Origin of the sequence: Pseudomonas sp. 43(2021) (assembly GCF_017490805.1) — a bacterium.
Lineage (GTDB): Bacteria > Pseudomonadota > Gammaproteobacteria > Pseudomonadales > Pseudomonadaceae > Aquipseudomonas.
The window spans coordinates 124,726-143,256 of the sequence record NZ_JAFGYJ010000013.1; the positions used below are offsets into that span (position 1 = coordinate 124,726).

Annotated in this window: 11 protein-coding genes; 7 read left to right on the top strand and 4 right to left on the bottom strand. The window is 65.8% G+C overall.

The features are described from left to right. Window positions 1–182 precede the first annotated feature (182 nt). On the bottom strand, window positions 183–2,144 hold the full coding sequence (locus J5M71_RS13690; protein WP_207832817.1) for a methyl-accepting chemotaxis protein: 1,962 nt from the start codon (window positions 2,142–2,144) through the stop codon (window positions 183–185). A gap of 246 nt (window positions 2,145–2,390) precedes the next feature. Next, on the bottom strand, window positions 2,391–3,749 hold the full coding sequence (locus tag J5M71_RS13695; RefSeq protein ID WP_207832819.1) for a diguanylate cyclase: 1,359 nt from the start codon (window positions 3,747–3,749) through the stop codon (window positions 2,391–2,393). A 246-nt stretch (window positions 3,750–3,995) separates the two neighbouring features. Here J5M71_RS13695 and J5M71_RS13700 point away from each other — a divergent pair, with 246 nt between their 5' ends. The 5 genes from J5M71_RS13700 (at window position 3,996) to J5M71_RS13720 (ending at window position 8,945) form a co-directional block, all read left to right on the top strand. After that, window positions 3,996–5,063, top strand: coding sequence for a DUF2333 family protein (locus J5M71_RS13700; RefSeq protein WP_207832821.1), 1,068 nt, complete (start codon window positions 3,996–3,998; stop codon window positions 5,061–5,063). A gap of 2 nt (window positions 5,064–5,065) precedes the next feature. Continuing rightward, on the top strand, window positions 5,066–5,602 hold the full coding sequence (locus tag J5M71_RS13705; RefSeq protein WP_207832823.1) for an NUDIX hydrolase: 537 nt from the start codon (window positions 5,066–5,068) through the stop codon (window positions 5,600–5,602). A gap of 298 nt (window positions 5,603–5,900) precedes the next feature. Next, window positions 5,901–6,272, top strand: coding sequence for a translation initiation factor Sui1 (locus J5M71_RS13710; RefSeq protein WP_063911103.1), 372 nt, complete (start codon window positions 5,901–5,903; stop codon window positions 6,270–6,272). A 152-nt stretch (window positions 6,273–6,424) separates the two neighbouring features. After that, window positions 6,425–8,338, top strand: a complete 1,914-nt coding sequence (gene speA, locus J5M71_RS13715) for an arginine decarboxylase (RefSeq protein WP_207832825.1) — start codon at window positions 6,425–6,427, stop codon at window positions 8,336–8,338. Between the two features lie 151 nt (window positions 8,339–8,489). After that, the gene (locus J5M71_RS13720; protein WP_063911105.1) at window positions 8,490–8,945 is read left to right on the top strand and encodes a transposase; all 456 of its coding nucleotides are present in this window, start codon (window positions 8,490–8,492) and stop codon (window positions 8,943–8,945) included. A gap of 121 nt (window positions 8,946–9,066) precedes the next feature. Here J5M71_RS13720 and J5M71_RS13725 read toward each other — a convergent pair whose 3' ends face one another. Then, window positions 9,067–10,404: an MATE family efflux transporter gene (locus J5M71_RS13725; protein ID WP_207832828.1), complete on the bottom strand. Its 1,338-nt coding sequence runs from the start codon at window positions 10,402–10,404 to the stop codon at window positions 9,067–9,069. A 249-nt stretch (window positions 10,405–10,653) separates the two neighbouring features. Here J5M71_RS13725 and J5M71_RS13730 point away from each other — a divergent pair, with 249 nt between their 5' ends. Next, window positions 10,654–15,555 carry an alpha-2-macroglobulin gene (locus J5M71_RS13730; RefSeq protein ID WP_207832830.1) on the top strand — a complete coding sequence of 1,634 codons (4,902 nt, stop codon included), beginning with the start codon at window positions 10,654–10,656 and terminating at the stop codon, window positions 15,553–15,555. Window positions 15,556–15,716: 161 nt separating this feature from the next. Here the strand turns inward: J5M71_RS13730 and J5M71_RS13735 are convergent, their stop codons facing one another. Then, complete coding sequence (locus J5M71_RS13735; RefSeq protein ID WP_025337571.1) at window positions 15,717–16,010, bottom strand: hypothetical protein; 294 nt, start codon at window positions 16,008–16,010, stop codon at window positions 15,717–15,719. Between the two features lie 77 nt (window positions 16,011–16,087). On the opposite strand from J5M71_RS13735, the gene pbpC reads away from it, so the two are divergent. Next, complete coding sequence (gene pbpC, locus J5M71_RS13740) at window positions 16,088–18,442, top strand: peptidoglycan glycosyltransferase PbpC (RefSeq protein WP_207832832.1); 2,355 nt, start codon at window positions 16,088–16,090, stop codon at window positions 18,440–18,442. Window positions 18,443–18,531 lie beyond the last annotated feature (89 nt).

Here is an 18,531-nt window from a genome sequence, read left to right on the forward strand (position 1 = left end):
GCTGGGCATGATAGCGGAGTTGGTGCAGGTTGGGGCCATGCTGGCGGAAGGGGCGACACATGGCCGCTGGCTCATGTGCTGCCTGTGCCGGCCTCTTCGCGGGTAAACCCGCTCCCACCTCGAGCGCATAGGCTATCCCTGTGGGAGCGGGTTTACCCGCGAAGAGGCCAGTACAGGCCAACCTAGACTCTGAAGGCCCGCACCGCCCGGTTCAGTTCGCCCCCCAAACTCAGCAACTGCTCGCCTTGCTCACGCCCCTCGCCAATGCGCTGCAGGTTGTCCTCACCCAACTCATGTATCCGCTCGCTGTGGTCGCGAATCTCGCTCACGGCACCGCTCTGCTGCGCCGTGACATGGGCAATCCGCACCGCAGTGTCCGAAATGGTGCGAATGGCACAGACAATCTCGTCCAGCGCCCCATCCGCCGCCTGGGCCTGGTTGGCCGTGGCCTCGGCATGTTCGAGCTGCGCGCGCATCCCGGCCACCGAACTTCTGGCTGCCTGCTGCAAGCGGTCGATCAAGGCCTGAATCTCGCCGGTAGCCCCGGTGGTGCGCTGCGCCAGCGAACGCACCTCATCGGCCACCACGGCAAATCCACGGCCCATCTCACCGGCCCGGGCCGCTTCGATCGCGGCATTCAGCGCCAGCAGGTTGGTCTGCTCGGCAATCGAGCGGATCACTGTCAGCACGCCGCCGATGGTGGCCGACTCTTCCGCCAGTTGTTCGATCATGCGGGCGTTGCCCTGCACTTCATCGACCAGCTCACGCAAGCCCGACAGGCTCTGGCCAATCACCGCCTGGCCTTGCTCCACTGCACGCCCGGCATCGCGGCTGGCGTCGGCGGCCGCGCTGGCGTCGCCGGCCACTTGCTGGATGGTGGCTTCCAGTTCGCCCAGGGCATCGCGGATCTGCCCGGTGTCGCCGGCCTGGCGCTCGGCGCCGTCATGCAGGGCGGCGCTCATGCCGGCCAGGGCGTGGCTGCTGCCAGCCACCTGCTCGGCGTTGTGGCGGATGGTGCCGACCAGCTCCACCAGGTACTGGCGCAGGCGGTTGAGCGATTCCTGGATGTCGCGCAATTCGCGGTTGGTCTTGCCCAGGGCGATGGCCTCGGCGAAGTCGCCCTCGGCCCAGCGTGACAGGGCCGGGGCCAGGCCGGTCAGGGTGCGCGCCAGGCGCCTTTGCAAGGTGTCGATCAGCAGGGCGATAAGCAGGATCAGGCCGATCATCAGGCCCTGGATGATGCGCACTTCGGCGGCAATTTTCGCGTGCTGGCCGCGTACCTCGGGCTCCAGCGCCGCGATGGCCTGCTGTACGGCCTCCAGGCGCTGGCTGGTGCTGGCGGCCAGGGCGACGCGGCGCTCGATCTGTTCGCGGGTGCGCTGCAGTTCGGCCGGGTAGCGGCTGAGCAGGCTCTGCAGTTCGCGTTTGAGGCCAACGGCAATGTCTTCCTGCTGGGCGCTGGCCTGGGTTTCCAGGCCCATCATCGCGGCGAAGTCGTCGGCACCGGATTCGGCGGTACGGGTTACGCCCAGCAAGGGCAAGGCGTCGATCGCCTGGGCCTGGGCGCGGATCAGTTGCAGCTCGCGCTCCACTTCGTCGGCCAGTTCCGGGCGGCCGCTGCTGACCAGCTTGTCCCGGGCCAGCGACAGGCGGCCGAGGTGCACGGTGGCGTCGAGCAATGGCACCAGGTAGCGGTTGGCGTCGGCGCTGCCGCTGTCACGGGCGTAGCCGGCCAGTTGTTCGAAGTTGGCTCCCAGTTCCCGCTCGGCCTGCAGCAGCAGGGCTTGCGGGTCGCCAGCCAGCTTGCCGGCGGCCAGTAGCTCTTCGGCGGTAAAGGCCTGCAGGCTGTCCAGGCTGGGGCGCAGTTTGTCGGCCAGTGCGCCAGGCCACTCGGCCAGCGCGGCCTGCAGTTTCTGGTTGGCCTCCATGGCTGCGGCATGGCGCAGGGCATCGCCGCTGCCCAGGTAGGCCTGGATGTTGCGGGCCGCCTGGTTCTGGAACTGCTGGGACAGGCCCAGGTAGCGCTCCATCAACTGGTAGGGGCGCTCCAGGGCACGCTGCGACCACCACAAGGTGGCGCCCAGGGCAATACACACGGTTACCAGCAACAGGGTGTTGAAATTGGTCAGCCACTTCAGGCGCATAGCCGCGAGCTTCCTGCGGGGAGGGGGAGAGGTCGGTGGCTGAAGTTATTGCGATTTTGTGACGGGGTGATGACGACAGGCGGTTGGCGCCATAAAAAAGTGGCACAGTGCCTGTATTTGCATTGCCTGTACTGGCCTCTTCGCGGGCTTGCCCGCTCCCACAGGATATCTACCAGACCTGAATGCAGCGCAATCCCTGTGGGAGCGGGCAAGCCCGCGAAGAGGCCGGTCCAGGCGATGAAGAACTCAGGGCTCGACACGCACCACGCAATTACGCCCCGCATGCTTGGCCCGGTACAGCGCCTCGTCCGCCGCACTGGCCATGGTCAGCGCATCCAGCCCCTCATCCAGCTGCACCACGCCTGCACTGAAGGTGCACTGCAAGTCCCGAGGCTGCGCCGGGTAGAGAATCTCGGCAAAGCGCCGGCGGATCTCGTCCAGCACCTTGTGCGCCGCGTCCAGCGCGGTATTGGGCATGACAACGGCGAACTCTTCGCCACCATAACGGCCAATGAAATCGGTCTTGCGCAAGCGCTGCTTGAGAAACAGCGCCAGGCTCTTGATCACCCGGTCGCCCATGGGGTGGCCGTGGCGGTCGTTGATCTTCTTGAAGTGGTCGATGTCGAGCATGGCAAAGCTCAACGGCTGCTGCTCGCGACGGGCGCGGAAGCTGCAGTCTTCCAGCAGTTGCAGGATGTGGGTGTGGTTGTACAACCCGGTCAGGCTGTCGCGCACCATGCGCGCCTTCAGGTGCCGGGCACGGGCGGCGCGGTTGCGCACGGTGGTGATCAGGTGGCGTGAGCGAAACGGTTTGGTCAGGAAGTCATCACCGCCTTCGCTCATGGCATCCAGCTGCTTGTCCAGGTCGTCCTCGGCAGACAGGTAGATGATCGGCACACTCACATAACGGTCGCTGTGGCGGATCACCTTGGCCAGCTCAGGGCCGGTGCAGGCCGGCATGTACAGGTCGAGGATGATCAGGTCGGGCTGGAACTCGGCCAGCTCGGCCATGGTGCGGATCGGGTCGGTCAGGCTGCGGGTGATCATGCCGGCGCTGGCCAGCACACGTTCGGTGTACAGGGCCTGGGTGCGCGAGTCGTCGATGATCAGCACGCGCAACGGGTCGTGCTGGGCGGCATTGGTCAGCAGTTCGACCTTTTCCAGCAGGCTGGAGGCTTCCAGGGTGCCGGTGAGGAAGTCCTGGCCACCGGCGCGCACGGCGGCCAGGCGGGTCGGGGTGTCGGTTTCGTGGTGGCTGAAGAACAGCAGCGGGATGTGTCGGGCCAGCCCCTGCTGCACCTGGGCAGCCAGCAGCAGGCCTTGGCCGGTGCCGCTGAAGTCGACATCCATGATGATGGCCGAAGGCGGGTATTCGTCGATCGAGGCGTGAAACGCCGCAGGGCTGGCCAGCGCCTGCACCACCAGGCCAAAGAACTCCAGTTGCTGGGCCAGGCGCTGGGCACGTTCGTGGTCCTGCAGCAGGATGTACACCGGCTTGCGCAGGGGCGGCAGCAGCACCTGATCGAGCGGGTCGTCCTTGCGCAGGCCGCTACGCGTCTGCTGTTGGGCGGGGCACTGCGGGCTCGGCTCGACTGCTTGGCTCATGTCCTGGCTACTTTAGGTTGGGATGTGCAGGGGCAATGATGGCTCTATGCTAGCAGCTCTTGCCGGATGCGTGAGTGCCCTGCATCAACAAAGCGGGTAGAACGAATATTCAGTTGCTGACTGATTGGTCGCTTATGCGTAAGGCGGTGTCTGCTTTATAGTGCTGCCACGCGGGCTTGCCGTGGCACCCTGGCGCAGGCCTGTGGTCCAAGCCCCTGAACCGTCGTGACTGATAAGGACAAAGCCATGCTGGACTGGAAAAACCGCGAGGCCAAAGCCGAGCCCCGCGAGCGTGTCGACGGCCGTGGCGCCGCCGCCCGTAGCTACCTTGGCGGCCTCTGGAGCCGTGCCCTGGGGACCCTGATCGGGTTGTACCTGCTGGTGTGTATCGGCCTGGGCTGGTACTGGAGCCAGGAGCCGGACCTGTTCCCGGTGCAGCAGAACGCCCAGGCCGCCGCCGAGCGCACTGGCCAGCAGATGGTGGTGGGTTACACCACTATCGAAACCCTCAAGACCGTGGCCGGCACCTTGCTGAACAAGCCGGGTGGCTACATTTCCAACGACCGCTTCCCGCCGGGGCTGTGGATGGACAACATGCCGAGTTGGGAATATGGCGTGCTGGTCCAGGTGCGCGACCTGTCCCGTGCCCTGCGCAAGGACTTCGCCCGTTCGCAGTCGCAGTCCACCGAAGACGCCGACCTGGCCAAGGCCGAGCCGCGTTTCAACTTCGACAACAAGAGCTGGATCTTGCCGTCGAGCGAGTCGGAGTTCGAAGAGGGCATCAAGTCGCTGACCCGCTACCAGACCCGTCTGGCTGCCGGCGACAAGGGCGCGATCTTCTACACCCGTGCCGACAACCTGAACAACTGGCTGGGTGACGTGGCCACCCGCCTGGGCTCGCTGTCGCAGCGGCTGTCGGCCAGCGTTGGCCGGGTCAAGCTCAACACCACGCTGAAGACCGAGTCGGTGGTCGCCGGCCAGGCGCCGCAGGTGGACGAGGAGCTGGTGGAAACCCCGTGGCTGCAGATCGACAACGTGTTCTACGAAGCCCGTGGCCAGGCCTGGGCACTGTCGCATCTGCTGCGCGCCATCGAGGTGGACTTTGCCGACGTGCTGGCGAAGAAGAACGCCACGGTCAGCGTGCGCCAGATCATCCGTGAGCTGGAAGCCTCGCAAGAAGCGCTGTGGAGCCCGATGGTGCTCAACGGCAGCGGCTTCGGCATGTGGGCCAACCACTCGCTGGTCATGGCCAACTACATTTCCCGGGCCAACGCCGCGGTCATCGACCTGCGTCAGCTGCTGTCGCAGGGTTGATGATGGCTATCAGCCCAAACGAGGCCGCCCACCGGGCGGCTTCCGACCGTGAGCTGGTCACCTGGGTGGACGAAGCCGACCAGGTGCTGGGGGCCTTGCCCCGCGCCGAACTGCGCGAGCGCGGCCTGATCGGGCGTTGCACGTTCATTTTGCTGTTCAACAGCGCCGGTGAGCTGTGCGTGCACCGGCGCACCTTGAGCAAGGCGCTGTACCCGGGGTACTGGGATGTGGCGGCAGGCGGCATGGTGACGGCCGGGGAGGCGTATGCCGATTCGGCGGCGCGGGAGCTGGCCGAGGAGCTGGGGATCGACGGTGTGGAGCTGCGCTTTCATGAGCGGTTCTACTTCGACCAGCCGGATAACCGCTTGTGGTGTGCGGTGTATTCGGCGGTTTCGGATGCGCCGTTGCGGCTGCAGCCGGAAGAGGTGATCGAGGCGCGCTTCATTGGCCTGGAACAGGCTGAAGAGGAGAGCCTGACGAAGCCGTATTGCCCGGACTCGTTGGCGGCGTTGCAGCGCTATAAAGCAAGCCTCAAATAGATGCGTGGGCCATGCCGGCCCCTTCGCGGGTAAACCCGCTCCCACAGGGATTTCACAGGCTGTGAAACCTGCGCAGTACCTGTGGGAGCGGGTTTACCCGCGAAGGGGTCGCAAAACATTCGCAAAATGCCGCAATCCAGTACTTAGCAACAGCCGGATTTATCGTTAAACTGCGCGCCCTTTTCGGGCTGCCGCAGGTCTTGCGGTGGTAGCGCCGCCCCTGCCAGAGTGGGGCTTCGCGGTCGGGCTCAACCCCCTGGGGCCGACCAGTTTTTGTCCTCAGCACAGAGGAACAAAAGTGGCCAAGAAAGCTTCTTCCTTCGCCGCCCTTGGCGGTCTCGTTTACTCCACCGACGCTGGTCGGCACTGCCCCGACTGTGGCCAGCCGGTGGATGCCTGTACCTGCAAGCAGCAAATCATCCCCGAAGGCGATGGCATTGCCCGTGTGCGCCGCGAAAGCAAAGGGCGCGGCGGCAAGACCGTGACCACCGTCACCGGCGTGCCGCTGCCGCTCGACCAGCTCAAGGAGCTGGCCTCCACCCTCAAGCGCCGCTGCGGTACCGGTGGCGCCCTGAAGGATGGGGTCATCGAAATCCAGGGCGACCATGTCGAGCTGCTGATCGGTGAGCTGACCAAGCAGGGTTTCAAGGCGAAAAAGTCCGGCGGCTGATGCGGCCACGCGATTTTTTGCCCAGTGCTTTCTAAACTCGTTGCCGTGACCAGGGTCTATCCCAGGGCACGGACGAATCGTCATTTTTGGCTTTTACACTGCGCCCGCCTCCTTGCGGGGCAGTGTCTTCGACTTATCTATAGGGGACTTGAATGTCCGTACGACGCACACGCAAAGACGATGGTAGCCAATGGACCGTGGCCGACAGCCGCAGTGTTTATGGCATCCGCCATTGGGGCGCTGGTTATTTCGCCATCAATGAAGCCGGGCGCGTCGAAGTACGCCCCAACGGCCCGAAAAGCGCACCGATCGACCTGTTCGAACAGGTCGACGAACTGCGCCAGAGCGGCCTGTCGCTGCCATTGCTGGTGCGCTTCCCCGACATTCTGCAGGACCGCGTGCGCCAACTGACCGGCGCCTTCGACGCCAACATCGCGCGCCTGGAATACCAGAGCAAGTACACCGCGCTGTACCCGATCAAGGTCAACCAGCAGGAAGCGGTGGTGGAGAACATCATCGCCACGCAGAACGTCTCCATTGGCCTGGAAGCCGGCTCCAAGCCTGAGCTGCTGGCAGTGCTGGCGCTGGCGCCGAAAGGCGGCACCATCGTCTGCAACGGCTACAAGGACCGCGAGTTCATCCGCCTGGCGCTGATGGGCCAGAAGCTCGGCCACAATGTGTTCATCGTCATCGAGAAAGAGTCGGAAGTGGCCCTGGTGATCGACGAGGCTGCCGAGCTCAAGGTCAAGCCGCAGGTCGGCCTGCGCGTGCGCCTGTCGTCGCTGGCCTCGAGCAAGTGGGCCGACACCGGTGGCGAAAAGTCCAAGTTCGGCTTGTCTGCCGCCCAGCTGATCTCGGTGGTGCAGCGCTTTCGCGATGCCGGCCTGGACCAGGGTATCCGCCTGCTGCACTTCCACATGGGCTCGCAGATCGCCAACCTGGCCGACTACCAGCACGGCTTCAAGGAAGCCATCCGTTACTACGGTGAGCTGCGTGCGCTGGGCCTGCCGGTCGACCACATCGACGTTGGCGGTGGCCTGGGTGTGGACTACGACGGTACCCACTCGCGCAATGCCAGCTCGATCAACTACGACATGGACGACTACGCCGGCGTGGTGGTGGGCATGCTCAAGGAGTTCTGCGACGCGCAGGGCCTGCCGCACCCGCACATTTTCTCCGAGAGTGGCCGTTCGCTGACCGCGCACCACGCCATGCTGGTGATCCAGGTGACCGACGTCGAGAAGCACAACGACGACGTGCCGACCATCGAGAACAAGGAAGCCCTGCCCGAGACCGTGCAGTGGCTGGTCGACCTGCTCGGCCCGACCGACATCGAGATGGTCACCGAGACCTACTGGCGCGCTACCCACTACCTGGGTGACGTGGCTGCGCAGTATGCCGATGGCAAGATCAGCCTGGCCGAGAAGGCCCTGGCCGAACAGTGCTACTTCGCCGTGTGCCGCCGCCTGCACAACTCGCTGAAAGCCCGCCAGCGCTCGCACCGTCAGGTGCTGGACGAGCTGAACGACAAGCTGGCCGACAAGTACATCTGCAACTTCTCGGTGTTCCAGAGCCTGCCGGATACCTGGGCCATCGGCCAGGTACTGCCGATCATTCCGTTGCACCGCCTGGACGAAGAGCCGATGCGTCGTGCCGTGCTGCAGGACCTGACCTGCGACTCCGACGGCAAGATCAACCAGTACGTCGACGAGCAGAGCATCGAGACCAGCATGCCGGTGCATGCGGTGAAGGAGGGCGAGGACTACCTGCTGGGTGTGTTCCTGGTCGGTGCCTACCAGGAAATCCTCGGTGACATGCACAACCTGTTCGGTGACACCGATTCGGTGAACATCTACCAGAACGCCGACGGTAGCGTGTACCACGCCGGTATCGAGACCCACGACACCATCGAAGACATGCTGCGCTACGTGCACCTGTCGCCGGAGGAGTTGATGACCCACTACCGTGACAAGGTGGCCAGCGCCAAGATCACTGCGCGTGAGCGGACCCAGTATCTGGATGCCTTGCGCCTGGGGTTGACCCGGTCTTCGTACCTGTCGTCGTAACCGCCAGGCCGCTCCTGCCTTTTTTGTGGGAGCGGCCTTGCGTCGCGATATGAGGGCGAAGCCCTCACCGCGTCATACCAGGTAATGGTCCAGTCCTCGCCTGTCACATCAGCGCCGCTACCTTTGAATGCAATGTTCAAAGGAGGATGACATGGAAAGTCCCGGCTCCCATCGTTTACGTAGTGGCCGAGTGTCCGAACCAGGGCGTCTCTACCTGCTCACCACAACCACTCGCAACCGAACACCGTTGTTCAAAGACTTTTTGTTCGCCAGAACAGTTATCCAGCAATTACGGCTCAGCGAAGAGTGCAAGGCGTGTCGATCTCTGGCGTGGGTCTTGATGCCGGATCATCTTCACTGGCTTGTTGAGCTTGGGCCGTCGAGCCTGAGTAGGCTGATGTGCGAGTTCAAGTCCAGAAGCAGTTGTGCGCTGTACAAGGTAGGGGCCGACAGGCGGCATATCTGGCAGACCAGCTTTCATGACCGGGCTTTGCGCCGCGAGGAGGATGTGAGGGCCGTCGCCCGCTACATCATTGCAAACCCGATTCGGGCTGGCCTGGTAAAGCGGGCTGGCGAGTATCCACATTGGGATTGTGTGTGGCTGTGAGTCAGCAGGTGAGGGCTTCGCCCTCATTTCGCGACACAAGGCCGCTCCCACAAAGTCCTGCGTCCGCCGATCAATGTGGGAGCGGCCTTGCGTCGCGATGGGCCGCAAAGCGGCCGCGGCATTACTGAATCCACTCACCTTTCTCCTGCAACCGCCACCCCACCCACCCCAACGTCACCGCCCGCAACGCCATGAATCCGAGAAAGGCCAACCACAACCCATGGTTGCCAAATCCGCTCATGACCACCCCAAAGGGCAGCGCAATCAGCACCGACAGCAACATCGCATTGCGCATCTCCCGCGCCCGGGTCGCACCAATGAACAGCCCATCCAGCAAGTAACTCCACACCGCAATCAACGGCAGCAATGCCAGGTACGGCAGGTACGGATAAGCCGCTGCCCGCACACTCTCGATGTCGGTCTGCAAATCGATGAACAGGTGCCCTCCCAGCAGGAACAAGCCGGCAAACCCCAGGCTGGTGATCAGCGACCAGCCACAGGCCACCACCAGCGAGCGGCGCAGGGTGTCGCGGTCGCGGGCGCCAATGGCATGGCCGCACAGGGCCTCCACCGCATGTGCCAACCCGTCAAGCGCATAAGCGGTCAGCAGCAGGCCGTTGAGCAGCAGGGCATTGGCCGCCACGGTGGCTTCGCCCAGGCGTGCGCCCTGCACGGTGATCAGCAGGAACACCAGTTGCAGCGCCAGGCTGCGCAGGAAGATGTCGCGGTTCACCGCCAGCAGCGGCCGCCAGGCCTGCCAGCGCTTGAGCGCCGCCCACACGATCTGCCCCGGGTAGGCGCGCAAGGCCGGGCGGGTAAGGGCCAGGCCGAGCAGGGCGGCGCTCCATTCGGCAATCACCGACGCCCGCGCCGAACCCAGCACGCCCCAGTTCAGGCCAAGCACGAACCACAGGTTCAAGGCGATGTTCAGCAGGTTGGTGGTCAGCAGGATGGCCAGTGGCGCCCTGGCGTTCTGCGTGCCGAGGAACCAGCCGACCAGCGCGTAGCTGGCCAGTGCCGCAGGCAGGCCGAGCAGGCGGGTGTGGAAGAAGTCTTCGGTGGCTTGCTGCAGGGCCGTGCTGGGTTGCATCACGTGCAGCGCCAACTGGCTGAAGGGCAGGGCCAGCAGGCCGATCAGCAGGGCGAAACCGACCGCCAGCAGCAGCCCTTGCACCAGCACCTGGCGCAACGCAGCACCATCGCCACGGCCGGCGGCCTGGGCGGCGAAGCCGGTGGAACCCATGCGCAGGAAACCCATCAGGCCGACCATGAAGGTGAACAGCGTGGCCCCCACGGCCACGGCGCCAAGCTGGTGGGCGTGGGGGAGGTGGCCGATGACGGTGCTGTCGACCAGGGCTACCAGCGGCACGGAGATGTTGGACAGGATCATCGGCGCGGCCAGGGCCCAGACCTTGTGGTGGGTGGGGCGGTGCTGCCAGTCGGTGGTCAGTGAGGTCATCGGGTGTCCTGGGAAATCCTGGGGCTGCTGCGCAGCCCTTTCGCGACACAAGGCCGCTCCCACAGGGGGCGCCCAAACCGGAAGCCTGTGCAGTACCTGTGGGAGCGGCCTTGCGTCGCGAAAGGGGCGCAAAGCGCCCCCGCTTTTATAAATTGCCAGCAGTGTACCGGCCATGTAGCCAATTCGCGCGACCATAGTTGCGCTATAGTTGCTGCCCTCAACGTACATGCTGCCAAAGAGTTCTACTCCATGTTCAACAAAGGATTGTTGCTGGCCTGCGCGCTGGCTTTGCTCAGTGCCTGTGACTCTTCGACGCCGGACAAACCGGCGCCAGCCGAAAAGCCGGCGGCCACTGCGCCCGCCGCCACCCCGGCGCCCGAGCGCGAAGACCCGGCCGTACTCGCCAAGCGCTACGAGGGCCGCGAGCTCACCGTGCTGGATGTTTCCGAAGTGCAGCTCGATGGCGCTGCAACGCTGTCGATCAGCTTCTCCGCACCGCTGGATGCCAAGCAGGACTTCGCCAGCAAAGTGCACCTGGTCGACACGGTCAAAGGCAAGCTCGACGGCGCCTGGGAGCTCTCCGACAACCAGATGGAGCTGCGCCTGCGCCATCTGGAGCCGCAGCGCAAGCTGGTACTGACCGTCGACAAGGGCCTGCAGGCAGTCAACGGCAAGCAGCTGGACAGCGAGTCGGTCAGCCGCCTGGAAACCCGCGACATGCAGCCGACCATCGGCTTCGCCAGCCGTGGATCGCTGTTGCCCACGCGCCTGGCCGAGGGCCTGCCGGTGATTGCCCTCAACGTCGACAAGGTCGATGTCGAGTTCTTCCGCGTGAAGCCGGACATGCTCTCGACCTTCCTGGTCAACTGGGGGCGCAACAGCAGCCTGTACTACTACCAGTCCAAGGAAACCCTGGAGATGGCCGAGCTGGTCTACAGCGGCCGCTTCGATCTCAACCCCGCACGCAATACCCGCGAAACCGTGCTGCTGCCAATCGCCGGCATCAAGCCGCTGCAGGAGCCAGGCGTGTACCTGGCAGTGATGCGTGCCTCGGGCACCTACGATTACTCGCAGCCAGCGACCCTGTTCACCCTCAGCGACATCGGTGTGTCCGCGCATCGCTACCGCGACCGCCTGGATGTGTTCGCCCAGGCCCTGGAGGGCGGCAAGGCGATGAACGGCGTCAACCTGGAAATCCATGACGACAAGGGCAAGCTGCTGGCCCAGGCCAGCACCGATAGCGATGGCCACGCCCAGCTGCCGATCACGCCCAAGGCCGACACCCTGATCGCCACCCAGGGTGTGCACACCACCTTGCTGCGCCTGAGCAGCGCGGCACTGGACCTGGCCGAGTTCGACATCACCGGCCCGCAGGCCAACCCGCTGCAGTTCTTCATCTTCGGCCCGCGTGACCTGTATCGCCCAGGCGAAACGGTGTTGCTCAACGGCCTGCTGCGCGACCAGGACGGCAAGCCGGTCAAGGCTCAGCCGGTGAGCGTGGAAGTGCGCCGCCCGGATGAGCAGGTCAGCCGCAAGTTCGTCTGGGAAGCCGACAGCAACGGCCTGTACCAGTACCAGCTGCAGCTGGCCAGCGAGGCCCCGACCGGCCGCTGGCAACTGCTGCTCGACCTGGGCGGCGGGCGCAAGCAGGTGTATGAATTCCTCGTTGAAGACTTCCTGCCCGAGCGCCTGGCGCTGGAACTCAAGGGCAGCAGCAAACCGTTGGCTCCGGATCAGGATGCGCGCATCCAGGTCAATGGCCGTTACCTCTACGGCGCCCCGGCTGCCGGCAACCGCCTGAGCGGCCAGGCCTATGTTCGCCCGCTGCGCGAGGCGGTGCCGGCGCTGCCGGGCTACCAGTTCGGCTCGGTCACCGAAACCGAGCTGAACCAGGACCTGGAACTGGACGAAGTCACCCTGGACCAGGCCGGCAAGGCCGTGGTCGATATCGAAAGTCGCTGGGCCGAAGCCCGCTCGCCGCTGCAACTGACCGTACAGGCCAGCCTGCAGGAGTCCGGTGGCCGGCCGATCACCCGGCGCCTGGAACAACCCATCTGGCCGGCCGAGCGCCTGCCAGGCCTGCGCGGCCTGTTCGACGGTGAGGAAACCGACAGTGACGGGCCGGTGGAGTTCGAGTTCCTGGTGGCCGACCGCGATGGCAACAAGCTGGCGGCCAACGACCTCAAGGTGCGCCTGGTACGCGAACGTCGCGACTACTACTGGAACTACTCGCAGAGCGATGGCTGGAGCTACGCCTACAACGAGAAGTTCCTCACCCAGAGCGAGGAGACTGTCAGCGTCAAGGCCGGCTCCACCGCCAAGCTGAGCTTCCAGGTGGAATGGGGCCCGTACCGTGTCGAGGTGGAAGACCCACAGACTGGCCTGGTGTCCAGCGCGCGCTTCTGGGCCGGCTACCGCGCCCAGGACAACGCCGAAGGCGGTGCGGTGCGGCCGGACCAGGTCAAGCTGGCGCTGGACAAACCGGCCTACGCCGACGGCGCTACCGCCAAGGTCACCGTCACCCCGCCCGCAGCCGGCAGTGGCTACCTGATGATCGAGTCCAGCGATGGCCCGCTGTGGTGGCAGGAGATCGACGTGCCCGCCGAGGGCAAGACGTTCGACGTGCAGCTGGACAAGCAGTGGGCGCGCCACGACCTGTACATCAGCGCGCTGGTGATCCGCCCCGGCGAGCGCAAGGCCAACGCCACGCCGAAACGTGCGGTGGGCGTACTGCACCTGCCGCTGGACCGCGCCGAGCGCAAGCTGGCGGTGAGCCTGCAGGCGCCGGAGAAAATGCGCCCGAAACAGCCGCTGACCGTGAAGGTCAAGGCTGCAAATGCCGATGGCAGCGTGCCCAAGCAGGTGCATGTGTTGTTGTCGGCGGTGGACGTGGGCATCCTCAACATTACCGACTTCAAGACCCCCGATCCGTTCGCCAGCCTGTTCGGGCGCAAGGCCTACGGTGCTGACCAGCTGGATATCTACGGCCAGTTGATCGAAGCCGGCCAGGGCCGCCTGGCCAGCCTGGCGTTCGGCGGTGACGCGGCGATGGCCAAGGGTGGCAAGCGCCCCAATACCACGGTGACCATCGTCGCCCAGCAAAGCCTGCCGGTGACCCTGGACGACAAGGGCGAGGGCCAGGCCACGGTCGATATCCCCGACTTCAATGGCGAACTGCGGCTGATGGCCCAGGCCTGGACCGAGGAACACTTCGGCATGGCCGAAGGCAAGACCGTGGTCGCCGCGCCGTTGATTGCCGAGCTCTCGGCGCCGCGCTTCCTGGCCGGTGGCGACCGCACCAGCCTGGCGCTGGACCTGGCCAACCTGTCGGGCCGTGCCCAGCAGCTGAACGTTGAAATCAGCACCGAAGGGCAGCTGAGCCTGGCGGCCAACGCCGTGCAGAACGTTGCCCTGGCTGAAGGTCAGCGCTCGACGCTGATGATCCCGGTACAGGCCCAGGGTGGCCTGGGGCAGGGCAAGGTGCATGTGCGGGTCACTGGTCTGCAGCTGCCGAACGAGCCGACCGGCGCGTTCGAGCGTGAGTGGACGCTGGGCGTGCGCCCGGCCTACCCGGCGATGCTCAAGCATTACCGCGTGGCCTTGAAGGACCAGCCTTGGACCCTGCCTGAAGCAGACCTGGCCGCCTTTGAACCCGCTGGCCTGGAAGCCAGCCTGGCCTTGTCGAGCCGGCCACCGCTGAACCTGGCCGAGCAGATCCGTGCCCTCGAAGCCTACCCTTACGGTTGCCTGGAACAGACCACCAGCGGCCTCTACCCGTCGCTGTACGCCGATGCCGACAGCCTCAAGCGCCTGGGCATCAAGGGCGAGCCGGCCGATGTACGCAAGCGCAAGATCGAGATGGGCATCGAGCACCTGCTGGGCATGCAGCGCTACAACGGCAGCTTCGGCCTGTGGAGCTCGGACAGCGAAGAAGAGTACTGGCTGACCGCTTATGTTACCGACTTCCTGCTGCGTGCTCGTGACCAAGGCTATGGTGTGCCGGCCGAAGCGCTGAAGAAGGCCAGCGAACGCCTGCTGCGCTACCTGCAGGAGCGCAACCTGATCGAGGTCGACTACAGCGAGAACGCCGAACACACCCGCTTCGCCGTGCAGGCCTACGCGGCGTTGGTACTGTCGCGCAGCCAGCAGGCGCCGCTGGGTGCCCTGCGTGGCCTGTTCGAACGCCGCGCCGACGCCCGCTCTGGCCTGCCGCTGGTACAACTGGCGGTGGCGCTGGACAAGATGGGCGACAAGCCGCGTGCCGAGCAGGCCCTGCAGGCGGGCCTGGGCATCAGCCGCGGTAAAGGCTGGATGGCCGACTATGGCAGCGCCCTGCGCGACCAGGCACTGATCCTGGCGCTGCTGCAGGAAAGCAACCTGGCCAGCCGCCAGGTCGACCAGCGTCTGTTCGCCCTGGCGGATGAGCTGGCGGCCAATCGCTGGCTGTCGACCCAGGAGCGCAATGCGCTGTTCCTGGCCGGCCGTGGCCTGTTGGGCAAGCCGGAAGGCCAGTGGCAGGCGCGCCTGGACAGCGCGGGCGAAGTGCGCGAGTTCAACAATGCCGAGTCCGGCATGAAGCTCGAAGGCCCGTTGCTGGCCTCGCCGCTGAGTGTGCAGAACCAGGGCAGCGAGACGCTGTACCAGCAACTGACCCTGTCGGGTTACCCTCGCCAGGCGCCTGCGGCCGGTGGCAACGGCATGCAGATCCGCCGTGAGTACCTGGGCATGAATGGCCAGCCGCTGGACCTGCACAACCTGCGCAGTGGCGACCTGGTGCTGGTGCACCTGGCGCTCAAGGCTGAAGACCGGGTGCCGGATGCGCTGGTGGTGGATTTGCTACCGGCAGGCCTGGAGCTGGAAAACCAGAACCTGGCGCAGAGTGCCGCCAGCCTGGACAACGCCAGCAGTGCGGTGAAGGAATGGCGCGAGTCGATGCAGAACGCCAGTGTGGTGCACCAGGAGTACCGCGATGACCGTTACGTCGCCGCGCTCAAGCTGGACAGCTACGGCACCACCCACCTGCTGTACCTGGCGCGGGCGGTGACCCCGGGCACCTACCGCGTGCCGCCGCCGCAAGTCGAATCGATGTACCGGCCGAACCTGCAGGCCGTGGGGGATGGGCAAGGGGAGATGACCGTAAGAGCCCGCTAAGCGCCTGTCAGGCGCGGGCTATGTGGGAGCGGCCTTGTGTCGCGCAAGGGCCGCAAAGCGGCCCCGGCAACTCAAGCGGCGGAGCTGAAAATCTGGGGCTGCTGCGCAGCCCTTTCGCGACACAAGGCCGCTCCCACAGGTCCGCGCCGGGCAGTTCAATGTCAGTGTATTACCCAGCTCATCACCCACAACCCCAGCAGCAGCCAGATGATCCCGAGGATGATCGAGGCACGCATGAACGCGCGGATGGCCGAGTACAGCAGCACCAGCCCGATGATCAGGGCGAGGATGCTGAGCAGCGAGGTTTCCATGCCCAACGTGCGCGCCAGGCCATCGATGAAATTGCCACCGGCACTGGCCAGCAGGTTGAACAGCCCGCTCAATGCGTCGACGATGAAGCGGATCAACGACCCCAGCGCCTGGCCCAGCCACTCGAAAAAACCTTCTACATGCATAGTTGCTTCCTGATGAACGAATCGGCGAGGTTGCCGTTCCCAAGCCTTTGGCCATCACCTGGCCAGGTCGGTTCCCGATGCCAAGCTTAACGCGGCCGCGTACCCGTGCGGGCAGGCTGTTGCGTGCCACTATGATCGGCATGCTCGTGTTGTTCGGCTTGTTGTGGCTGGCCGACCGCCTCTGGCCGCTGCCCATGCCCGGCGACGACCTGGCCCGGGTGGTGCTGGCCGAGGACGGCACGCCGTTGTGGCGCTTTGCCGATGCCGATGGCGTTTGGCGCTACCCGGTCAGCCCCGACGAGGTTTCGCCGCTGTATCTGCAGGCACTGCTGACCTACGAGGACCGCTGGTTCTACAGCCACCCCGGGGTCAACCCGCTGGCCCTGGCTCGCGCTGCCTGGCTGAACCTGCACGGCGGGCGTGTGGTGTCGGGCGGCAGCACGCTGTCGATGCAGGTCGCGCGCCTGCTCGACCCGCATGAGCGCACCCTGGCCGGCAAACTGCGCCAGCTGTGGCGCACGGCGCAGCTGGAGTGGCATTTTTCCAAGCGCGAAATCCTGCAGATCTACCTGGACCGCGCGCCCTTCGGCGGCACCCTGCAGGGCGTGGCAGCCGCCAGCTGGGCCTACCTGGGCAAGTCGCCCATGCACCTGACCCCGGCCGAAGCGGCGCTGCTGGCCGTACTGCCCCAGGCGCCCAGCCGCCTGCGTCCGGACCGCCACCCCGAACGTGCCCAGCGCGCCCGGGACAAGGTGCTGCAACGCCTGGCCGAATACCAGGTGTGGCCGGCACAGCAAATCCGTGAGGCAGCCGAAGAACCGCTGCTGCTGGCGCCACGTCAGGAACCGGCCCTGGCGCCGCTGCTGGCCCGGCGCCTGAACAGCAGCGACAGCCCGCCGCTGATCCGCACCATGCTCGACGCCGCGCTGCAGCGGCGCCTCGAAGACCTGCTGCTGGGCTGGCGCGCACGGCTGCCGGAGCGCACCTCCGCCGCCATCCTGGTGGTCGAGGCGCAAACCATGGCGGTGCGTGCCTACCTGGGCTCGATCGACCTGGCCGACGAGCGCCGCTTCGGGCATGTCGACATGGTGCGTTCGTTGCGCTCGCCCGGCTCCACGCTCAAGCCGTTCCTCTACGGCATGGCGCTGGATGACGGCCTGATCCATTCCGAGTCGCTGCTGCAGGATGTGCCGCGACGCTATGGCGACTACCGCCCCGGTAACTTCTCCATGGGCTTCAGCGGGCCGGTATCGGCCAGTTCGGCGCTGGCGCTGTCACTCAACCTGCCGGCGGTGCAGCTGCTGGAGGCCTACGGCCCGAAACGCTTTGCCGCGCAACTGCGCATGGCGGGCATGCCGTTGATACTGCCGCCCCTGGCCGAGCCCAACCTGTCGTTGATCCTGGGGGGCGCGGGCAGTCGCCTGGAGGACCTGGTGGGTGGCTACGCTGCGCTGGCGCGGGGTGGCAACAGTGCGCGAGTGCGCCTGCAACCGCAGGACCCGTTACTGGAACGGCGCCTGCTGTCACCGGGGGCGGCGTGGATCATCCGGCGCATCCTCAGCGGCCAGGCACGTCCCGACCGCGACCCGCATGCCGAACTGGTGCAGCGCCCGCAACTGGCCTGGAAAACCGGCACCAGCTATGGCTTTCGCGATGCCTGGTCGATTGGTGTGGGCCCGCGCTACCTGATCGGCGTATGGATCGGCCGCCCCGACGGCACGCCGGTCCCCGGGCAATTCGGGCTGGCTTCGGCAGCGCCGCTGATGCTGCAGGTGCACGACCTGTTGAGCAACCGTGACAGCCAGCGTGGCATCAGCGTGCCGGTGGAGCGGGTGCCGGCGAATGTCGGCGTGGCGGCAATCTGTTGGCCGCTGGGCCAGCCGATGAACAAGCAGGATCCCAACTGCCGGCGTCAGCGTTTCGCCTGGACCCTGGATGGCACCACGCCGCCAACCCTGCAGGCCGCCGACCAGCCACTCGGCCTGGGCCTGCGCGAAAGCGTGTGGGTCAACGACCAGGGGCTGCGCGTCGATGGCAGTTGCCCGTGCGCCAAGGCCCGCGACATCGCCCTCTGGCCGGCCCCGCTGGAGCCTTGGCTGCCACGCGTCGAGCGGCGTGTGGCGCGCCTGCCGGCCATCGACCCGGCCTGTCCGCCGCAGCTGCCGGCCAGCGCGCCACCGCTGTCGATCGTGGGCGTGCGCCCGGGCGACAACCTGCGCCGCCCGGCCACCAGCAGCGAACCGTTGCAACTGCATGTGTCGGCGCTGGGTGGTGGAGGGCGGCGCTGGTGGTTCCTCAACGGTCAGCCATTGGGCGAAACCCAAGGTCAGGACAGCCTGCTGGTGCGTTTCCAGCAGGTAGGCCAGGCTGAAATCAGCGCGCTGGATGAAAGCGGCGAGACGGCGCGCGTGGCGTTCCAGGTCAGCGAGTAGCCGTTCGACGAGGACCGAGGCAGCACCTACGCTTGCAGGTAACGGGTGTGACCGGCTGGCGCCCCGCAACCCAAGGGAACATGGAGCGC

What these genes read in the sequence shown, in the direction of transcription:
- J5M71_RS13690 (WP_207832817.1), bottom strand. Translation starts at nt 2,144, where the DNA reads ATGCGCCTGAAGTGGCTGACCAATTTCAACACCCTGTTGCTGGTAACC.
- J5M71_RS13695 (WP_207832819.1), bottom strand. Translation starts at nt 3,749, where the DNA reads ATGAGCCAAGCAGTCGAGCCGAGCCCGCAGTGCCCCGCCCAACAGCAG.
- J5M71_RS13700 (WP_207832821.1), top strand. Translation starts at nt 3,996, where the DNA reads ATGCTGGACTGGAAAAACCGCGAGGCCAAAGCCGAGCCCCGCGAGCGT.
- J5M71_RS13705 (WP_207832823.1), top strand. Translation starts at nt 5,066, where the DNA reads ATGGCTATCAGCCCAAACGAGGCCGCCCACCGGGCGGCTTCCGACCGT.
- speA (WP_207832825.1), top strand. Translation starts at nt 6,425, where the DNA reads ATGTCCGTACGACGCACACGCAAAGACGATGGTAGCCAATGGACCGTG.
- J5M71_RS13720 (WP_063911105.1), top strand. Translation starts at nt 8,490, where the DNA reads ATGGAAAGTCCCGGCTCCCATCGTTTACGTAGTGGCCGAGTGTCCGAA.
- J5M71_RS13725 (WP_207832828.1), bottom strand. Translation starts at nt 10,404, where the DNA reads ATGACCTCACTGACCACCGACTGGCAGCACCGCCCCACCCACCACAAG.
- J5M71_RS13730 (WP_207832830.1), top strand. Translation starts at nt 10,654, where the DNA reads ATGTTCAACAAAGGATTGTTGCTGGCCTGCGCGCTGGCTTTGCTCAGT.
- J5M71_RS13735 (WP_025337571.1), bottom strand. Translation starts at nt 16,010, where the DNA reads ATGCATGTAGAAGGTTTTTTCGAGTGGCTGGGCCAGGCGCTGGGGTCG.
- pbpC (WP_207832832.1), top strand. Translation starts at nt 16,088, where the DNA reads ATGCCAAGCTTAACGCGGCCGCGTACCCGTGCGGGCAGGCTGTTGCGT.